A 17174-nucleotide genomic window follows, 5' to 3' on the forward strand; every position below is an offset into this window, starting at 1 on the left:
CCATGGACGGGACCTCTCCATCGCGGGAGGCGCGGGGCCTGACCGACCTCATCGCCCAGCTGGGCGGAGACCTCGCAGCCCTCGTCCGCAAGGAATCCGAACTGGTCCGGGCGGAGGTCTCGGAGAAGCTGAACGCCGCCGGCAAGGCGGTGGGCGACATCGCGGCTGGCGGGTTGCTGCTGATCGCGGCGCTGCTGGTGCTCCTGCAGGCCCTGGTGCTGGCCCTGTCGAAGCTGATGGACCCGATCTGGGCGGCGCTGATCGTGGGCCTGGCGGTGGCCGGGGTCGGCGCCCTCCTGGTGCGGGCGGGAATGAAGGCGATTTCGCTGGACGGGCTCAAGCCGAGCCGCACGGCGCGTCAGCTCAGGAAGGACGCCGAACTCATGAAGGGAAGCCCCAAATGACCAAGACCTCCGCAGAGCTGGAGCGCGAAGTGGAAGACGCGCGCGGGCGTATCGACCAGACGGTCGAAGCCCTGAAGGACAAGATGCAACCCCGGGAAATGTTCGACGAGGCGACGAAGATGATGGGCGGCGCGAGCAACAAGGTGCTGACGACGGCGGTGGACCAACTGCGGGAAAATCCCATTCCGATCGCCCTGATCGGCCTGGGCGTGGCCTGGCTGGCGATCAGCCAGACGCGGAGCCGTTCCGCGGGTGGCGACTACCAGGCCTCGGGCTATTACCCGACGTACGAGGGCTACGATGAGGACGAGGGCCTGCGCGCCAAGGTGAAGGCCAAGGCCGAGGCGGCGAAGGCCAAGCTGGCCGAGACCGCTGAAAAGGCCAAGGCGCGGCTGGCCGACGCCCAGCACCACGCGGCCGACGGCGTGACGAGCGCGCGCGGCAAGGCGGGCGAATACGCTCATCTGGCGCAGGAGAAGGCGGGCGAATACGGCCGGGCGGCGCGCCAGCGCTTCGACGAGACCCTCGACCACGAACCCCTGGTGATCGGCGCCATCGGTCTGGCGGTGGGCGCGGCCATCGGCGCCTCGCTGCCCTCGACCCCGGTGGAGCGGCGCTACATCGGCCCGGCCCGCAACAAGGTGGCCGACCGGGCCAAGGCCTCGATCGGCGAGGTGAAGGACGTGGCCCAGCGCGCCTACGGCCAGGTGAAGGACGAGCTGCACCGCCAGACCGGGCCCGCCGGCGAAGGCGCGACCCTGCGCGAGAAGGCCTCGGCCATCGCGGAGGCGGGCGCCCGGACGGTGAAGGACGAACTGGAAGGCCGCGCGCACTAGGACAAGTCGTCTCCGGCTGCCGGATAGGGATCGCACGGAGGCATCCGCGGCGATCCCTTTTCGTTTCGGCGTGACGTCCTGGCGCGGGTCAGCGGACCCGTTCGAGAAGCTGGATGAGTTCGGCCGCCTTTTTGCGCTGCTCGCCCGCGTCGCCGGAGACGATGGCGCCTTCGATGCAGTGACCCAGGTGGTCCCGCAGCATCTCGGTCTCGACCTTGGCCAGGGCGGCGCGCACCGCCTGGAGCTGGGTCAGAATGTCGATGCAGTAGCGGTCTTCCTCGACCATTCGCGCGACCCCTCGCACCTGCCCCTCGATACGGTTGAGGCGGTTGAGCAGGCGGGGCTTGTTTTCACGTTCCATCAGGCGCTCCGAGCATCGGGACAATATACCCGGTAGGGGTAATTGCAAGATGCCCGTCAGGGGTATATCTGCATCATCGATGCTAGTACCCCATGGGGGTATGTGAACCGGGAGTCGAAGATGGCCCATGCGCACGATCACCTCGGAACCGTTCTCGATCCGGTTTGCGGGATGACGGTCGATCCGGCGACGAGCCCGCATCACGCCCAGCACGAGGGGCGGAACTTCCATTTCTGCTCGGCCGGCTGCCGGACGAAATTCGTCGGCGACCCGAAACGCTACCTGGAAAAGGACCGAGCCCCGGCGCCGGCGCCGGCGGGCGCCATCTACACCTGCCCCATGCACCCGGAGATCCGCCAGGTGGGGCCGGGCAGCTGCCCCATCTGCGGCATGGCGCTGGAGCCGGAGACGGTCACGGCGGAGACCGGCGCCAATCCCGAGCTGGCCGACATGAACCGGCGGTTCTGGATCGGCCTGGCGCTGGCCCTGCCGGTCTTCGGCCTCGAGATGGGCGGGCACCTGGTCGACCTGCACAGGTTCATCGCCCCACAGGCGTCGAACTGGGTGCAACTGGCGCTGGCCACGCCCGTGGTGCTCTGGGCCGGCTGGCCCTTCTTCGAGCGCGGCGCCCGGTCGCTGGTCACCCGGCGCCTGAACATGTTCACCCTGATCGCCATGGGGGTGGGCGTCGCCTACGCCTACAGCGTGCTGGCGACCCTGGCTCCGCAGGCCTTCCCGCCCGCGTTCCGTCGCCATGACGGCAGTGTGCCGATCTACTTCGAGGCCGCCGCGGTCATCACCGTGCTGGTCCTGCTGGGCCAGGTCCTGGAATTGCGGGCGCGCGAGCAGACCTCCGGAGCGATCCGGGCGTTGATGGACCTGGCGCCGAAGACCGGCCGCCGGGTCCGCGACGACGGGTCCGACGAGGAGGTGGCGCTGGATGCGATCCTCGCCGGCGACCGGCTGCGCGTGCGGCCCGGCGAGAAGGTCCCGGTGGACGGGGAAGTGCTGGAGGGCCGGGTTTCGATCGACGAATCCATGGTTACCGGTGAGTCCATGCCGGTGACGAAGACGGCTGGCGACAAGGTCGTCGGCGGCGCGATCAACAAGACAGGTTCGTTCGTGATGCGCGCCGAGAAGGTCGGCGCCGACACCCTGCTGTCGCAGATCGTCCAGATGGTCGCCCAGGCGCAGCGTAGCCGCGCGCCGATCCAGCGGATGGCCGACCGGGTCTCCGGCTGGTTCGTGCCGGCCGTGATCGCGGCGGCTGCAGTGGCCTTCGCGGTGTGGGGAATCCTCGGTCCGGAGCCCCGCTTCAGCTACGCGCTGGTGGCCGCGGTCTCGGTCCTGATCATCGCCTGTCCCTGCGCCCTGGGCCTGGCGACTCCGATCTCGATTATGGTGGGGGTGGGGCGCGGCGCGCAGGCGGGCGTGCTGATCAAGAACGCCGAGGCGCTGGAGCGTTTCGAGACCATCGACACCCTGGTGGTCGACAAGACCGGCACCCTCACCGAGGGGCGCCCGTCGGTCACGGCGATCCGGCCGACGGCGGGGTTCGACGAGGCGGAGATCCTGCGCCTGGCGGCGAGCCTGGAGCGGGGCAGCGAGCACCCCCTGGCCGACGCGATCCTGCGGGCCGCGAAGGCGCGTGGGATGTCCCTGTCCGAGCCGGAGGGGTTCGACTCTCCGGTGGGCAAGGGCGTCGAGGGCCGGGTCGATGGACGGGCCCTGGTGCTGGGATCGGCCGCGTTCCTGTCCGAACGGGGCATCGACACGGCGCCGCTGTCGGCGGATGCGGAAGCCCTTCGGGCGGACGGGGCCACGGCGATCCTGATGGGCGTGGACGGGCGTGCGGCGGCGATCCTGGCGATCGCCGATCCGATCAAGGCCACGACGGCCGAGGCGGTGCGCGCCCTGAAGGCCGAGGGCGTCCGACTGGTGATGATGACCGGCGACAACCGCACCACGGCGCTGGCCATCGCCGCGCGCCTGGGCATCGATGAGGTGGAGGCCGAGGTCCTGCCGCAGGACAAGGCCGCGGTCGTGGAGAAGCTGCGCGCCGAGGGCCGCAAGGTCGCGATGGCGGGCGACGGGGTGAACGACGCCCCCGCGCTGGCGGCGGCCGAGGTCGGCGTGGCGATGGGGGCGGGCGCCGACGTGGCCATCGAGAGCGCCGGCGTCACCCTGTTGAACGGCGACCTGCAGGGGCTGGTGAAGGCCCGGCGGCTGTCGCGCGCGGTGATGCGCAACATCCGCCAGAACCTGTTCTTCGCCTTCGTCTACAACGCCGCCGGGGTGCCGATCGCGGCGGGCCTGCTGTATCCGGCCTTCGGATGGCTGCTCTCGCCGGCGATCGCGGCCGGGGCGATGGCCCTGTCCTCGGTCAGCGTCATCGGCAACGCCCTGCGGCTGCGGACGGTGAAGCTGTAACCGGCCTCTATCGCCCGCCGGCGCCTTCCTCCTTCACCTCGCCGCGGTTGCCTTCCATCTCGCGGCCCTTCTTCTCTTCCTCGCGGGCGCCGGCCAGGATCCCGGGGAGGGCGTAGTTCCCTTCGTGACAGGCATACTCGTAGATCGGGCCCTTGGTGGCGTTCAGCGCCACCTCGCCCTTCACCGGGGCGGTATAGGCGCCCGGGTCGTTCAGCTCGAACTGGTAGAGGATCTGGGTCGGCGAGATCCGCGTGAACCGCTCGGTGACCTTCAAGGTCTCGCCGCCGGCGCCGCGCAGGCCCTGTTCGGCGCGCAGGTTGATGGTGTCGACGACCAGGGTGTCGCCCTCCCAACGGCCAACGGAATCGCCCATCCACTTGCGGATTCCAGACGGGTCGTGCTGGGCGTTCAGCCGGATGATCCGGCTGTCGTGGACCATCTCGACCTGGATCATCACCTCGTCGCCGTTCTGGATGATCGAATAGTTGTTGTTGTACAGCGACGGCAGCATCGGCGGCCCGGCCGAGGAGCCGAACGACATGATGCAACGCTCGCCCAGTGGCCGGCGTTCGGGCCCGTCGAAGTTGCCCACGCGCGCGTTGCCGAGCCGGGCCTGGACGCGGGCCATGGCCTCCTTGGTCATCGGCGGCATACGACCGTTCTTCGGCTCGACGATCACTGACGACCGGGGCTGGCCGTTCAGGCGGATGATCTTCGTGCCGGGGTCGACCCAGAAGTTGTTGTAGCCGCAGTCGACGCCCTTGAAGCCGCGTCCGCACTCGTAGGGCAGGTCGGTGACCTTGAGCTTCGGATCGGTCGGCTTGGCGCCGTCCTCGTTCAGCTTGGCGTTGGCGCCTTCCAGCGTCCGGGCCTCCTCCTCCGTGAGGACGAGCCGGTCGCCCAGCTTCGGGTCGCGCTCCAGCGGCGTGATGGTGGCGTTGGTCCAGTTTCCCGAGAGATCAGGCTGGCCCCAATGGTTGCGCGGCGTCTTGTAGCTCTTGGTGATCGCGGCGGGGGCGGTCTGGGCGGCGGCCACGGCGGGGATGGCGCCAAGCGCCGTCAGAGCGGTGAAGGCCAACGCGGCCGCGAGGGTCCGGGGCATCTCAGCTTCCTCCAACAAACCGGTTCTTCGAACGCCGGCATACGCGGAGGATAGCGCCGGGCCGAGGCCCGGCGCCAGTCCCGATAAGGCTACTTCTTGGCGGGTGCGGCCGGGGCGGCCTGCAACTGCTTCACACGGTCCAGGTGGGCCTGGATCTTGGGTACGGCCTTGCCGGCCGCGGCCTTCAGCCCGGCGTCGTCGCCGTTGTCGGCGTAGCCCTGCATCAGAGTCAGGGCTTCGTTGTGCGCCGCTTCCTGCTGGGCCAGGTAGGTCTTGTCGAAGTCGGCGGCCGGCGCAGCATTCAGGTTGTCGATCAGGCCCTTGCGGCGCTCGTCGAGACCGGTCGGGGCCGTCTTGCCGGCCGCCGTGATCAGGGGCTTCATTTCATTCGTCATGGCCGTGTGGTCGGTGACCATCATCTTGCCGAAGTCCTTCACGCCGGCGGACTGGCCCTTCTTCTGGGCGATCTGGCCGGCCTGGATCTCGTACATGTCGCTGATGGCCGCGTTGGTGACGAAGGCGTCGGTCGACACCTGGCCCACCGTGGCGGCGCTGGTCGCGCCGACTGCGGCCGAGGCGGCGTCCTGGGCGGCGTTCACGGCTTCGTTCGACGTGCCCGGATCGGCGGGGTTCGCGGCCTCGTCCTTCTTCTGGCAGGCGGCCAGCGACAGGGCGGTCGCGGCGGCCGCGGCGAACATGATGACGCGTTTCATGGTTGGCTCTCCCTTAGAGGCGGTGGGGAGCCCAACGATCGATTAGCGCCCGGGTTCCGGCATCGGGACGACGATCAGGCCGGACCGCACCAGCACCAGGCGGTCGCCGCCCAGGTCGAGGGCCATCCGGAACCGACGGAACAGGCCCGTGCCCAGCAGTCCGGAGGGCGCGGGGGCGCCTGTCGTCGGTGTGTAGATCTGTATGTCGGCGTCGCGCAGGGTCATGTCCCCGACGCGGATCGTGCGCGCGGTCACCAGCCGATCGAGGCTGAGCCCGCCCAGGCTGACGGAATGGGCAGAGCTGACCTGGCGACCGGGAACAAGCAGCCCCGCCTGGTCCGCGGCGGCGGCCGAGAGGGCCAGGACGCCGCTGGCCCCAGTGTCCACCAGCACGTCCAAGGCAGGAGCGTCCTCGATCTGGACGGCCAGGACCGGTGCGCCGCCCTTGGTCCGGAGCGGGACCGCGATGGCGTCGCGCGCGGGACGGAACGCCTCGCGGGTGAGGAAGCGCGCGCGGGCGCGCGGGAAGTCGGCCTCGACCACCAGGTGGCGCAGGACGTCGCGGCCGATCAGCAGGTGGAAATTCCGGCCGGTGGCGGCGGAGATGGCGGCGAGGTCCAGGGCCGCGGCGCGAAGGCCCGGGATGGCCAGGCCGGGCAGGACCAGGTCCAGGCGAACGGTGTGCGTCAGGCTGGGGCCGCCGCTGACGCCGTAGGCCAGGATCGGCGCGGCGACCGTTCGCGGCAGGTCGAGGCGCTCGGCCAGGGAGCGGTCGATGGCGGAGAACTGGGCGCCGGAGTCCACCACCGCGCGGATCGGCGTGCCGTTCACGGCCACGGGGATCTCGATCAGGCCTCCGCGTTCGGGCAACGCCAGCCAGGGCGTGTCGCGGCCGTTGGCGAAGCGGGGCTGCAGCGGCGGCCAGGGCAGGCGGTCGCGCACCATGAACAGCGCTCCACCGGCGGTCGCCAGCAGGCCCATGCGGACGAGCAGGCCGCGCCGCGTGGTCCCCCTCCTTGCCCTCATTGCGTCTGCAGTTCCTCGGCGCCGATCGCGAAGGCGCCGTCCAGCCACGCCAGGATCTCGCGGGCCGCCGGATGGTCGAAGGCGGCGAAGCGGGCGGTGAGCCGGGTCTTCTGGTCGGCGGTCATTCCGTCCAGGCCGGCGTCCTCCAGCAGCAGCAGGGTGCGCTCGACGCCGTCGGCGAGGTCCGCGCCCAACACCGCCTCGGCCGCGCGGCGGAAGGCGGCGAGGTACTGATAGCCCTCACCCCGAGCATAGCTCTCGGCCAGGGTCAGCGCGGGGATGCGCGAGAGCACGGCCTGGGAGGCGGTGTTGATCCCGTGCGCGGCGACCTGCGCGCCAATGGCCGCGGGCCGACCGGTGAAGGCGCGCAGGTGCAGGTGGCGGCTCATCCGCGGGCCGTCGTTGACCGGGTAGTTGTCCCAGAGAAACGGCTTCCTCCGCATCTGTCCGGTAACGCGTTCGAGGTGTCCGGGCGAGAACTCGCGGCTGCAAACCTCCTCGCCGGTCCACATCAGCCGGATGGCCGGATCGAGGCCGGCGCCCAGGTCCTCCAGGTAGTTCGCCGGGCGCTGGCCGAACACGCGGTCCAGCACCGGATCGTCGGTGTAGTAGCTGGGGCAGGCGATGATCCGCGACGCCCTGGTCCGTTCGGCGATCCAGTGGAGGATCTCGATCTGGCGCTCGGCCAGCTCCGGCAGGTCGCCCTTCATGTCGTCGAAGAACACGCCCAGGTCGGCAAGGCCCAATCCGTCGAGTTGGGCCAGCTTGGCGGCCAACGCGCCCTTGGCCGGGCCGTCGAACCCCAGGAACAGTTCATAGGGGCTGAGGCCCACGCCGAAGCGGACCCCCGCGTTGCGGCACGCCTCGGCGAAAGCGGCCAGCGCTTCCAGCTCGGTGTCGGGATAGGGCTCGCGCCAGCGGCGGCGCAGGTAGCCGTCGGCCTTGGGCGCATAGAGGTAGAAGCCGTAGCCCGCGGGGGCCAGGGCGCGGACCATGTCGGCCCGGTCCTCCCAGGAATAGGGCCGGCCGAAGAAGCCCTCGATGATGCCGAGTTCCGGAGTCATGGTCTCCTGATAGCGGAGGCGGTTGCGATAACGACGTAAATTTGTAAGGTCCGCCGCAGCAAAATCGAGGAAGCGCCCGATGAACCCCAACGCCGAGTTCGACATCATCGTCTATGGCGCCACCGGCTACACGGGCCGGCTGGTGGCCGAGCACCTGGCGCAGCGCTACGGCGTGTCTGGCGAGGTGAAGTGGGCCATGGCCGGTCGTTCCGCCGACAAGCTGGCCCAGGTGCGAGACGAGATCGGAGCGCCTGCGGACACGCCGCTGGTGGTGGCCGACGCAGGCGACGCCGCCCAGCTGAAGGCCATGGTGGGCCGGGCCAAGGCGATCATCACCACGGTGGGGCCCTATCAGCTCTATGGCTCGGACCTGGTGGCGGCGTGCGCCGCGGCCGGGACCGACTATCTGGACCTGTCGGGCGAGCCCAACTGGATGCGGCGGATGATCGACGCGCACGAGGCGACGGCGAAGGCGTCGGGCGCGCGGATCCTGTTCTCCTGCGGCTTCGACTCGATCCCGTTCGAGCTGGGCGTCTACTTCAACCAGGAGACCGCCAAGGCGAAGCTGGGCGGCCCGGTTCCGCGGGTGAAAGGACGGCTGCGGGGAATGCAGGGCGGGCTATCCGGCGGCACGGCCGCCAGCGGGGCCGCGACCATGGCGGCGATCCAGAAGGATCCGTCGCAGCTCGCGGTCATGATGAGCCCGTTCGGCCTGACTCCCGGCTTCGAAGGCCCGGCCCAGCCGACCGGCCAGGTCGCCGAGGAGGATCCGGACGTCGGGCCGGTGGCGCCGTTCATGATGGCGATCATCAACACCAAGAACGTCCACCGCTCGAACCTGCTGATGGGTCATCCGTACGGCCGCGACTTCGCCTACGACGAGATGGTGATGGGCGCTCCGGGCGCCGGCGGGCCGGGCTTCACGGACCTGGGCAGCCTGCCGGGCGGCGGTCCCAAGCCGGGCGAAGGGCCCACCAAGGAAGAGCGCGAGGCGGGCTTCTACGACGTGCTGTTCATCGGCATCGGCGCCGATGGCCGAAAGGTCCGCACTTCGGTGAAGGGCGACAAGGACCCGGGCTATGGCTCCACCTCGAAGATGCTGGCGGAGACGGCCATCGCCCTGGTCCGCGCTCCGGACGTTCCGGGCGGCATCTGGACGCCTGGCGCGGCGCTGCAAGGCCGGCTGGTCGACCGGCTGCAGCAGCACGCGGGGCTGACGTTCGCGGTGGAGTAGGGCTACTCCGCCGTCCAGCCGCCGTCGATGGAGAGGTTGGCGCCGGTGATCTGGCTGGCGGCGTCCGAGCAGAGATAGACGGCCAGCGAGGCGACCTGGTCGACGGTCACGAACTGCTTGGTGGGCTGGGCCTCCAGCAGTACGTCGCTGATCACCTGTTCCTTGGTCATGCCGCGGGCGGCCATGGTGTCGGGGATCTGTTTCTCGACCAGCGGCGTCCAGACGTAGCCGGGGCTGATGCAGTTGACCGTGATGCCGTGGGTCGCGACCTCGAGCGCCGCGGTCTTGGTCAGGCCGGCGATCCCGTGCTTGGCGGCGACATAGGCCGACTTGAACGGCGAGGCGACCAGGCTGTGGGCCGAGGCGGTGGAGATGATCCGGCCCCACTTGCGCGCCTTCATGCCCGGGATCGCCGCGCGCATCCCGTGGAAGGCCGATGACAGGTTGATGGCCAGGATCTGGTTCCACTTGTCCACCGGGAACTCGTCGATCGGCGCCACATGCTGGATGCCGGCATTGTTCACCAGGATATCGACCGAGCCGAAGACCTTCTCTGCGTTCGCGACCATGGCGGCGATGGCGGCGCCGTCGGTCATGTCGGCGCCGTCGTAGAGCGCCTTCACCCCGAAGTCGGCCTCGATCTTCGCCCGCTCGGTCTCGATGGCCGCGGCGTCGCCGAAGCCGTTGATGACGATGTTGGCGCCCTCGGCGGCGAGGGCGCGTGCGATGGCCAGGCCGATGCCGCTGGTCGAGCCCGTGATGAGGGCGGTCTTGGCTTTCAGGCTCATGCGGGGCTCCTATCGGGCGTTATTGTGCAGTGCAGCAACGCCTCATGGCGGATTTACGTCCGATCGTCCATCTCCTGTCAGATCGTAGGTGGTGGTGCCGGGCTTCATCGGCAGGTTCAGCCACTCGCGGCGCAGCGTGCGGCGCACGTCCGAGACGCCAGCGCGCCAATGCTCCTGCATGGTGACGCGGGAGAACTCGTAGTCCTTGGAATTCCCCTCGTAGAGCTTGGCCCGGTAGATGAGCTGCACGATGGCGATCGAGCTCTCGTGAGCGAAAGCCTTAAGCAGGGCCAATTCGTCGCCGCCGTCGTAGCCGGATGGCAATTGCTCGATCAGCTTCTGGAGCGCCGCCTTGGTGTTGTGCAGCTGCATCTGCATGTCGGTGTTCAGGCGCGTGCGGCTGGAGAAGCGGATGTCCTTCTCGCGTTCGGCGGCCTCCAGCACGGTCTTGGGCATGTCGCCCCGAGCGCTGAACAGATCCACCTGGAAGATCAGCAGATTGCGCTGGCCCGCCTCGTCCAGGACGTACTGCAACGGCGTGTTAGAGACGATGCCGCCGTCCCAGTAGTGCTCGCCGTCGATCTCGATCGGCGGGAAGCCGGGCGGCAGGGCGCCGGACGCCATGATGTGCTCGGGACGGATGCGGTCCTTCGTGCTGTCGAAATAGGTGAAGTTGCCGGTGCGCACGTTGACGGCGCCGACGCTGAGCCGGGTCTCGCCCGAGTTGATGCGGTCGAAGTCGACGAGCTCTTCCAGCGTCGCCTTCAGCGGCGCGGTGTCATAGAGGCTGATCGCCTGCGGCGCGCCGGGCGGATAGAGGAACGCTGGCGGGATACGGGGCGAGAAGAAGCCCGGAACCCCGAAAGCGGCCACCCATCCCGCGCTCACCTCGTTCCAGAAGGCGCGGATCTGTTCGTCGGCGGGAGCGTGTGTGACGGGGGCGGCCGACGAGGCCACGCGCCAGAACGCCTCGAGCTTGTCGTGCCGTTGGTCCGGCGGGTTGCCGGCGATCAGGGCGGCATTGATGGCGCCGATGGAAATCCCGGCAACCCAACCCGGCTCGAGATCGGCCTCGGCCAGGGCCTGGACCACGCCGGCTTGGTAGGATCCCAGCGCGCCTCCGCCCTGCAGCACCAGGACCCGGTCGCATTCGGCGGCTGTGATCGGCATCGACGGCGCTCCTGCGAACGCCGCATGGCAGCCCGCCGCGCTCCAGTGCGCAAGCTTGGCGGCGGGAGCAAGGCGATGTCCTGGCCAAGGCGGCTAAATCTTGAGCCCGCTCACATCAGACCCAGCGCTTTGAAGCTGGCCACGCCGTCGCGACCGACGACGAGGTGGTCGTGGATGGCGATGCGCATGGGGCGCGCGGCCTCGACGATCTGCCGGGTCATGTCGACATCGGCCGAGGATGGAGTCGGGTCGCCGGATGGGTGGTTGTGGAGCAGGATGAGCGCGCTGGCCGAGAGCTCAAGGGCGCGGCGGACCACTTCGCGCGGATAGACCGGGGCGTGGTCGACGGTGCCGCGGTTCATGATCTCGTCGGCGATCAGCTGGTTCTTCTTGTCGAGGAACAGCACGCGGAACTGCTCGCGGGCCTCGTGAGCCAGGGCGGTCTTCACATAGGCCAGCAGGGCGTTCCACGACGAGATCAGCGGCCGGCGGGCCACCTGTTCCTTCGCGGTGCGCAGCGTCGCCTCGTGCAGCAGCTTCAGGTCCAGGGCCACGGCCTCGCCGACGCCGGCCACCGTGCGCAGGTCCTCCGCCGTCGCGCCCAGCACCCCGCCCAGCGAACCGAAGCGGGCCAGGAGCTGCTTGGCCAGCGGCTTCACGTCGCCGCGGGGGATCGAGCGGAACAGGAACAGCTCCAGCAGCTCGTAGTCGGGCACCGCGGGCAGGCCGCCGGCCGTCGCGCGGTCGCGCAGCCGCTCGCGGTGGCCGGCATAATGCGGCTTCGGCTCGGGCGCGGGGCGCCAGAGCTGGCCCTGGGCGGAGGCGTCCTCGACGGAAAAGGGGCGGCTCATAGCATAGATATGTTCCGCAAACGTTCCTGTTTGGCAAGGGCCAAGCTTGGCGCCCCCAATTGGGGGAGGCCGAACCGGCGTCGGCGGCTCATCCTGGCGGCGATGGATGGGTAGGGGTGACGACGATGAAGGTGGGCACGCTACTGGGGGTGCTGGCCGCTGCGGCGGCAGTTGTGGCGATCATGGCGGCGGCGCCTGCCAAGGCGACGGCCGATCTGCAGATGGCTATTTGCGCTTCGGCGGCGTGATGACGCTGCGCCCGTAGGCGCCGCGGAGCCGCCCGTCGCGGGCGAAGTCGCGCATCATCGCGAAATAGCCGGGCGAGAAACGGGTCGACACCCGCTCGCCATCAGGCTTGGTCTCGAACTCGGTCATGCCGTGCTCCGCCCCCGGATAGAGGGCCAGCGTGATCGGCAGGCCCGCGTCGATCAGGGTCCGGAGCCGCCGGCCGGTCTCGGCGCTGGGGGCCTCCAGGTCGTTCTCGCCGAGGATCCAGAGCTGTGGCGTCTTCACGGCGCGCAGGGTCGGCATCGGGTCGTAGCGCCAGGGCGTGCCCCAGTCGTAGTCCTTGGCCATGGCCCTGAGCCGCGTCTCGCTATGCGGCAGCACCAGCCAGGTGAAGTTGCCGTGTAGGTCCTTGTACCAGGGCTCGCCACGGTACTTGTCACGCAGGGCGTCCAAGCGCTCGAACCCTTCGGTGAAACCGCTGGCGATCACGGTCTCGGCCGCGTCGGCCACTTCCAGGGCCTTGGCGGTGTCCCGGGCGCTGTAGCCCTTGAGACCCATCTCCAGCGCCACCTGCTGCTGGTCCTCGTCGATCACCGAGACGGCGAGGCCGAAGCTGACTATGGCGAAGTCGACCGGCGCGCGGGTGGCGGCGATCGGAACTACCCAGCCGCCCTGGCTCGCCCCCTGGTAGCCGACCCGGCCGGCGCGCGGGCCGGCGAGGCGGCGCGCCTCGCGCATGGCGGCCACCGCGTCGTCGGCCAGCAGCTCGAAGTCCTGGCTGTACTTGCCGCTGGAGGCGCCCGTGCCGCGCTTGTCGTAGACGAAGGCGCCAACCCCCGCGGCGGGAAGCAGGCGTTGCAGGGCGTAGCTGTCGAGGGCGGAGTCGTTCTCTGCGCCGTGTACCAGCACCACGATCGGGACCCGGCTGCGGCCTTCGGGCAGCACCAGCCGGCCGGCGAGGGACACGTCGCGGCCGGCGAACCTCGTCTCCTTGACGTCGAGGGGGATCCGGCGACCCCGGACCCCGGCGAACCGGACCTCTCCTGCGGCGCAGTCGGAGAACGAGACTGTTACGCCGTCGGGCCGTCCGGTCCAGCCGAAGGTGCTGCTCCAGCCGCCCTCAGGGGTCTTGGCTAGCGCGCCGGTTGTTCCGTCGAACTGGCGCCAGCGCAAGGCGCCTTCGCCGGACGGCGCAATGTCCACCAGCCGGCCGTCGGCCAGTCTGTAGGCGCCGACGTGGCAGTCGGTCGGCGCCGCGGCGCCGGCGGGCTGCGAGAGGAACAGGGCGGAACAGGCCGCCAGGGCCAGGATACGGAACCAACGCATGCCGGACGGTCGGGGCTGGCCACCCGCCCGGCAATTTAAATCGCGGTAAGGTAGGTGGCGGCTAGCTCCCCACTCGGATCGCATTGTCGTCCGAGTTGCGGTCGATCTGCTTGTTGTAGGGATCGACGCCGGCGAATTTCGGCGGCTTGTCGACGGTCACCACGATCGTCTGGCTCCCCGACCTCAGGGTCGTCGTCCGGAAGGCCAGGACGTTCTTGGGCCCGAAGCCGGGCTTGCCAGGCTCGGCGTCGAACACGCCCAGGTCGAACACCTCCCCGGCAGGGATCGGCGCCGGCGTCTCCTGGCCCTTGCCGTCGGCGTAGGCCTTCTTGGCCTCAATGGTCAGGGTGACGTCGTAGCGGCCATCGGCGCGCTTGTTCACCGCCGCCGTCTTGGTCTTCAGGTCGTAGAGGGTGATCTTCTCGAAGAGGTCGGTGATCAGCTGCTGACTGGCCGCGTCGGCCCCGGCCTCGGCCCGGAGCGCATCGACCAGGTCCTGGGAGCGCGGATAGGGGGCGCCCTTGAAGGCGTACTGGGCCAGCAGCCGGCGCAGCGCCGCATTGACCTTGGCCTCGCCCATCCGCTCGCGCAGCAGGTACATGACCAGCGAGCCCTTGCGGTAGTGGATGTAGGGCTGGTTCTCGACGCGGATCAGCGGCAGTTCCTCGACCAACTCGCCGCCGCGGCTTCTGAGATAGCGGTCCAGCTCGAACTTTAGGAACTTGCGGATGCCGTCCTGGCCGTAGGTCTTCTCCATGACGATCAGGGCCGAGTACTGGGCCAGGGTCTCGGAGAGGCTGGTCGCTCCCTGCATGTCGGCGCCGATGATCTGGTGGGCCCACCACTGGTGCGCCAGCTCGTGGGCGGTGACGTAGGTCACGTAGTCGATCTTGTCGGGCTGGGTGTTGTCGGTGACGAAGCCGATGCCCTCGGAGTAGGGCATGGTGTTCGCGAACGCCTGGGCGAACTTGGCGTAGTCCGGGAACTCCAGGATCCGCGCCTGGTGGAACTGGTAGGGGCTGAAATTGGCCTGGTAGTAGTCGAGGCCGGTCTTCAGCGCCTTGATCATCCGATCGACATTCCAGGGGTGCTGGGCGTCGTAATAGATGGCCAGTTCGACGCCCTTGTAGACCTCGCGCTTGATGGCGTAGCGGGCCGACTGCACCGAGAAGAAGTTCAGCACCGGGGCGTCCGTGCGGAAGCGGATGGTGCGCCGGCCGCCCTTGGTGACGTCCGAGATGCGGTAGCCGGGGGCGACCGGCGTCTGCTCGGCGTCGGTGGTGACGCTGATGTCCGCGTTCACCCAATCGGCGTTGGCCAGATAGTTGCGGGCCTGGGCGGAGCGGTCCTCCAGCTTCGGGGGGCGAAGCTGGGGCGTGAGGCCGTACTTGCGGCGCTTGGCGCGGTCCTGCAGCAGCTGCGAGCGGTCCATGCCGACGATCGGGCCGAACTCGAAGTTGTTCACGAAGGTCCCGTTGTCGACCAGCCGGGTGGTGTTTCCGGAGTTCTTGAAGCCCCGCTGCTGCATCACGGTCTGGAACGACAGGGCCGTGTGCTCGCCCGGCTGGAGGGGGCGGTCGAAGGTGAAGATGCGGTAGTTGAAGCGGTCGAAGGTCTTCACCCGCGACGCTCCGTTCACCGCCATCTGCAGGGCCTTGGTGTCGCGGTCCAGGCGCACGTGCAGTTCGCGGATCGGGACGCCGCTGTCGTTGGTCAGGTGATAGACGCCCTCGGTCACCAGCTTGGGCGTCGTGGGATGCAGGTCGAGGTCCAGGTCGACGTCGGTGACCGACGGTTGCGGCAGCTTCTCGTAGCGCAGGAAGGCCTTCTCGTAGTCGGCCAGCCACTTCTCGTCGCCGACCGAAGTCCGGTACTCGTTCTGGACGTTGGTGTTGTCGTAGATGAAGGCGCCCAGCCCGATCCAGGCGACGAGAGCCGCGCCGCCGATGACGCCGGCCGGGCCGAGCAGCCGACGGGGCAGGCGCTTCAGGCGCGGCAGCATCCGGGTCTCGGTCCCGCGTCGCCACAGGCCGTAGGACAGGACCAGCAGGATCACGGCGAACGCCGACCAGTAGGCGCGGAACCAGGCCGCGAACACCGCATAGTCGCCCTGGCCGTTCATGTCCGACAGCGGTGTCGAGGGGCGTCCGCCGTAGAGGTAGAGGTTGTGCTCGAAACCCAGCGTCGGGAAAACGAGCACCGCGATTAGATAGAGCACCATCAGGCCCCAGCCCACGAACTTGTGGGGCGAGACCGCCTGGAAGAACACCGCCAGGACCGCGATCAGCGTCCAGTCGGCGGCGTAGGGCAGGACGTACCAGAACAGGTACTTGCCCAGCTGGATGTCGAAGAATCCCTTGGAAAGCTGCACGGCGATGCCGGTCGCGGCGCTGACCACCAGCATGGCGATCAGCACCAGGGCGATGGCCAGGGTCTTGGGGACCACGAAGGCCCAGTCGGGCACGGCGGTGGCGTCGACGATCTCGTGGGTCTTTCGCTCGCGTTCGCGCCAGACCAGCTCGCCCGCGTAGAAGACGGCGACGATGACGACCAGCATGGAGAAGCTGCCGGTCAGCGTGCCAATCACCCAGCGGGTCACCGGGTAGAGCTTGGCCCCGCTCAGCTCGTCGCCGAGGACCAGCCCGCCCAGGCTGTTGAACAGGCCCAGCAGCAACAGCACGACGAAGGCCGGGCTCTTGAACACCTGGCCCATCTCGAAGCGGGTGCGCTTGGTGAGCTGCGCCCAGGCGACGTCCAGGCCCCGGCGCGGGGCCGGAAGGCGGCGCGACGGCGGGGGCGGCGCGGCCTCGACCGACGGCGCGGTCCTGCGCGCCCGCCCCGGCCGGGTCTCGAAGCGGAAGGTGAACCAGGCGAGGCCCAGGAACACCAGCGCCACCGGGATCCAGATCAGCCGGTTGTACAGCAGCGGGCCGACCAGGTCGGGCATCCGCGTGTTGGAGTCGGCGGCGGTGAAATAGCGGGTCGCCAGGTCCCAGGCGGCCAGGCCGAAGGGTTCGACCAGCGATGCGAGCTGCAGCTTCTCGGGGTCCTGCAGCGCCACGTTCATGGCCAGGTAGGCGACCATGAACCCGGCCACGCCCATGTAGGTGCCCATCATCGAACGGGTGACGGTGGCCAGGGTGAAGAAGATCGCCGACGTCAGGAACAGGCCGGGCAGGGCCAGCCAGACATAGGCGAAGGCGTAGTCCGCCAGCCGGTTCGGCCCCATGGTCTCCGGGTCGACCCACGGCATCAGCGAGCCCACCAGGATCGCGGCGGGCACGAACAGGAAGGCCAGCGCCACCGCGGCGAACGCGCCGGCGAACCGGCCGAACAGGTAGTCGAACTTGCGGATCCGCGTGGATCGGATGATCGGGCCGAACCCGGTCTCCTCGTCGCGCACGATCACATTGGCGACGAAGGCGGTGGAGACGAACATGAAGAAGACCGTCATCACCATGACGATCTGCCCGATGGCCTGGGGCGAGTTCTTGTGGACGTTGCCGCCCGCGCCGATCTGCACCCGGTCGATGCCGACGGCGCCGAACACCAGCAGGAAGAAGATCAGGCCGGCGATCCAGAAGATGGGCTGGCGAAGCTGGTAGCGCAGCTCGAAAGCCGCGATCTTGCCGAACATGCGG

Annotated in this window: 15 protein-coding genes; 5 read left to right on the top strand and 10 right to left on the bottom strand. The window is 69.2% G+C overall.

Annotated elements, in window-relative coordinates; genetic code table 11:
- The first annotated feature begins 2 nt into the window (after positions 1-2).
- Together EPO51_RS01685 and EPO51_RS01690 are read left to right on the top strand one after the other, a co-directional pair.
- The gene (locus EPO51_RS01685) at positions 3-404 is read left to right on the top strand and encodes a phage holin family protein (RefSeq protein WP_293345301.1); all 402 of its coding nucleotides are present in this window, start codon (positions 3-5) and stop codon (positions 402-404) included.
- A complete protein-coding gene (locus tag EPO51_RS01690) occupies positions 401-1240 on the top strand; it encodes a DUF3618 domain-containing protein (RefSeq protein WP_293345303.1) in 840 nt (279 codons plus the stop codon). The genes EPO51_RS01685 and EPO51_RS01690 overlap by 4 nt, the downstream gene beginning before the upstream one ends.
- 88 nt (positions 1241-1328) lie before the next feature.
- Here the strand turns inward: EPO51_RS01690 and EPO51_RS01695 are convergent, their stop codons facing one another.
- The gene (locus EPO51_RS01695; protein WP_293345305.1) at positions 1329-1601 is read right to left on the bottom strand and encodes a metal-sensitive transcriptional regulator; all 273 of its coding nucleotides are present in this window, start codon (positions 1599-1601) and stop codon (positions 1329-1331) included.
- Positions 1602-1721: 120 nt separating this feature from the next.
- On the opposite strand from EPO51_RS01695, the gene EPO51_RS01700 reads away from it, so the two are divergent.
- Positions 1722-4031, top strand: a complete 2310-nt coding sequence (locus EPO51_RS01700; protein ID WP_293345307.1) for a heavy metal translocating P-type ATPase — start codon at positions 1722-1724, stop codon at positions 4029-4031.
- 7 nt (positions 4032-4038) lie between these two features.
- Here the strand turns inward: EPO51_RS01700 and EPO51_RS01705 are convergent, their stop codons facing one another.
- From EPO51_RS01705 to EPO51_RS01720, 4 genes are all read right to left on the bottom strand, one after another.
- The gene (locus tag EPO51_RS01705; RefSeq protein WP_293345309.1) at positions 4039-5133 is read right to left on the bottom strand and encodes a hypothetical protein; all 1095 of its coding nucleotides are present in this window, start codon (positions 5131-5133) and stop codon (positions 4039-4041) included.
- Positions 5134-5222: 89 nt separating this feature from the next.
- Complete coding sequence (locus EPO51_RS01710; RefSeq protein WP_293345311.1) at positions 5223-5846, bottom strand: DUF4142 domain-containing protein; 624 nt, start codon at positions 5844-5846, stop codon at positions 5223-5225.
- A 42-nt stretch (positions 5847-5888) separates the two neighbouring features.
- Entirely contained in the window at positions 5889-6872 is a 984-nt protein-coding gene (locus tag EPO51_RS01715; protein ID WP_293345313.1) for a pepsin/retropepsin-like aspartic protease family protein, read from the bottom strand.
- Entirely contained in the window at positions 6869-7936 is a 1068-nt protein-coding gene (locus tag EPO51_RS01720) for a beta-N-acetylglucosaminidase domain-containing protein (RefSeq protein ID WP_293345315.1), read from the bottom strand. Before EPO51_RS01720 ends, EPO51_RS01715 begins: the two co-directional genes overlap by 4 nt.
- A gap of 79 nt (positions 7937-8015) precedes the next feature.
- Between EPO51_RS01720 and EPO51_RS01725 the strand changes: the two genes are divergently transcribed.
- Positions 8016-9170 (top strand): saccharopine dehydrogenase family protein, encoded by a 1155-nt coding sequence (locus tag EPO51_RS01725; protein ID WP_293345317.1) that lies wholly within the window; start codon positions 8016-8018, stop codon positions 9168-9170.
- 2 nt (positions 9171-9172) lie between these two features.
- Here EPO51_RS01725 and EPO51_RS01730 read toward each other — a convergent pair whose 3' ends face one another.
- The 3 genes from EPO51_RS01730 to radC form a co-directional block, all read right to left on the bottom strand.
- On the bottom strand, positions 9173-9958 hold the full coding sequence (locus EPO51_RS01730; RefSeq protein WP_293345319.1) for a 3-hydroxybutyrate dehydrogenase: 786 nt from the start codon (positions 9956-9958) through the stop codon (positions 9173-9175).
- Between the two features lie 42 nt (positions 9959-10000).
- Complete coding sequence (locus tag EPO51_RS01735; RefSeq protein WP_293345321.1) at positions 10001-11128, bottom strand: patatin-like phospholipase family protein; 1128 nt, start codon at positions 11126-11128, stop codon at positions 10001-10003.
- A gap of 110 nt (positions 11129-11238) precedes the next feature.
- Entirely contained in the window at positions 11239-11979 is a 741-nt protein-coding gene (gene radC, locus EPO51_RS01740) for a RadC family protein (RefSeq protein WP_293345323.1), read from the bottom strand.
- A 116-nt stretch (positions 11980-12095) separates the two neighbouring features.
- Here radC and EPO51_RS01745 point away from each other — a divergent pair, with 116 nt between their 5' ends.
- Positions 12096-12227, top strand: coding sequence for a hypothetical protein (locus EPO51_RS01745; protein WP_293345325.1), 132 nt, complete (start codon positions 12096-12098; stop codon positions 12225-12227).
- Here EPO51_RS01745 and EPO51_RS01750 read toward each other — a convergent pair.
- Positions 12205-13533 carry an alpha/beta hydrolase family protein gene (locus EPO51_RS01750; RefSeq protein ID WP_293345327.1) on the bottom strand — a complete coding sequence of 443 codons (1329 nt, stop codon included), beginning with the start codon at positions 13531-13533 and terminating at the stop codon, positions 12205-12207. The genes EPO51_RS01745 and EPO51_RS01750 overlap by 23 nt on opposite strands.
- A 61-nt stretch (positions 13534-13594) precedes the next feature.
- A complete protein-coding gene (locus EPO51_RS01755) occupies positions 13595-17170 on the bottom strand; it encodes an ABC transporter permease/M1 family aminopeptidase (RefSeq protein ID WP_293345329.1) in 3576 nt (1191 codons plus the stop codon).
- Between the last annotated feature and the right edge of the window lie 4 nt (positions 17171-17174).

Origin of the sequence: Phenylobacterium sp., from assembly GCF_004297125.1 — a bacterium.
Lineage (GTDB): Bacteria > Pseudomonadota > Alphaproteobacteria > Caulobacterales > Caulobacteraceae > Phenylobacterium.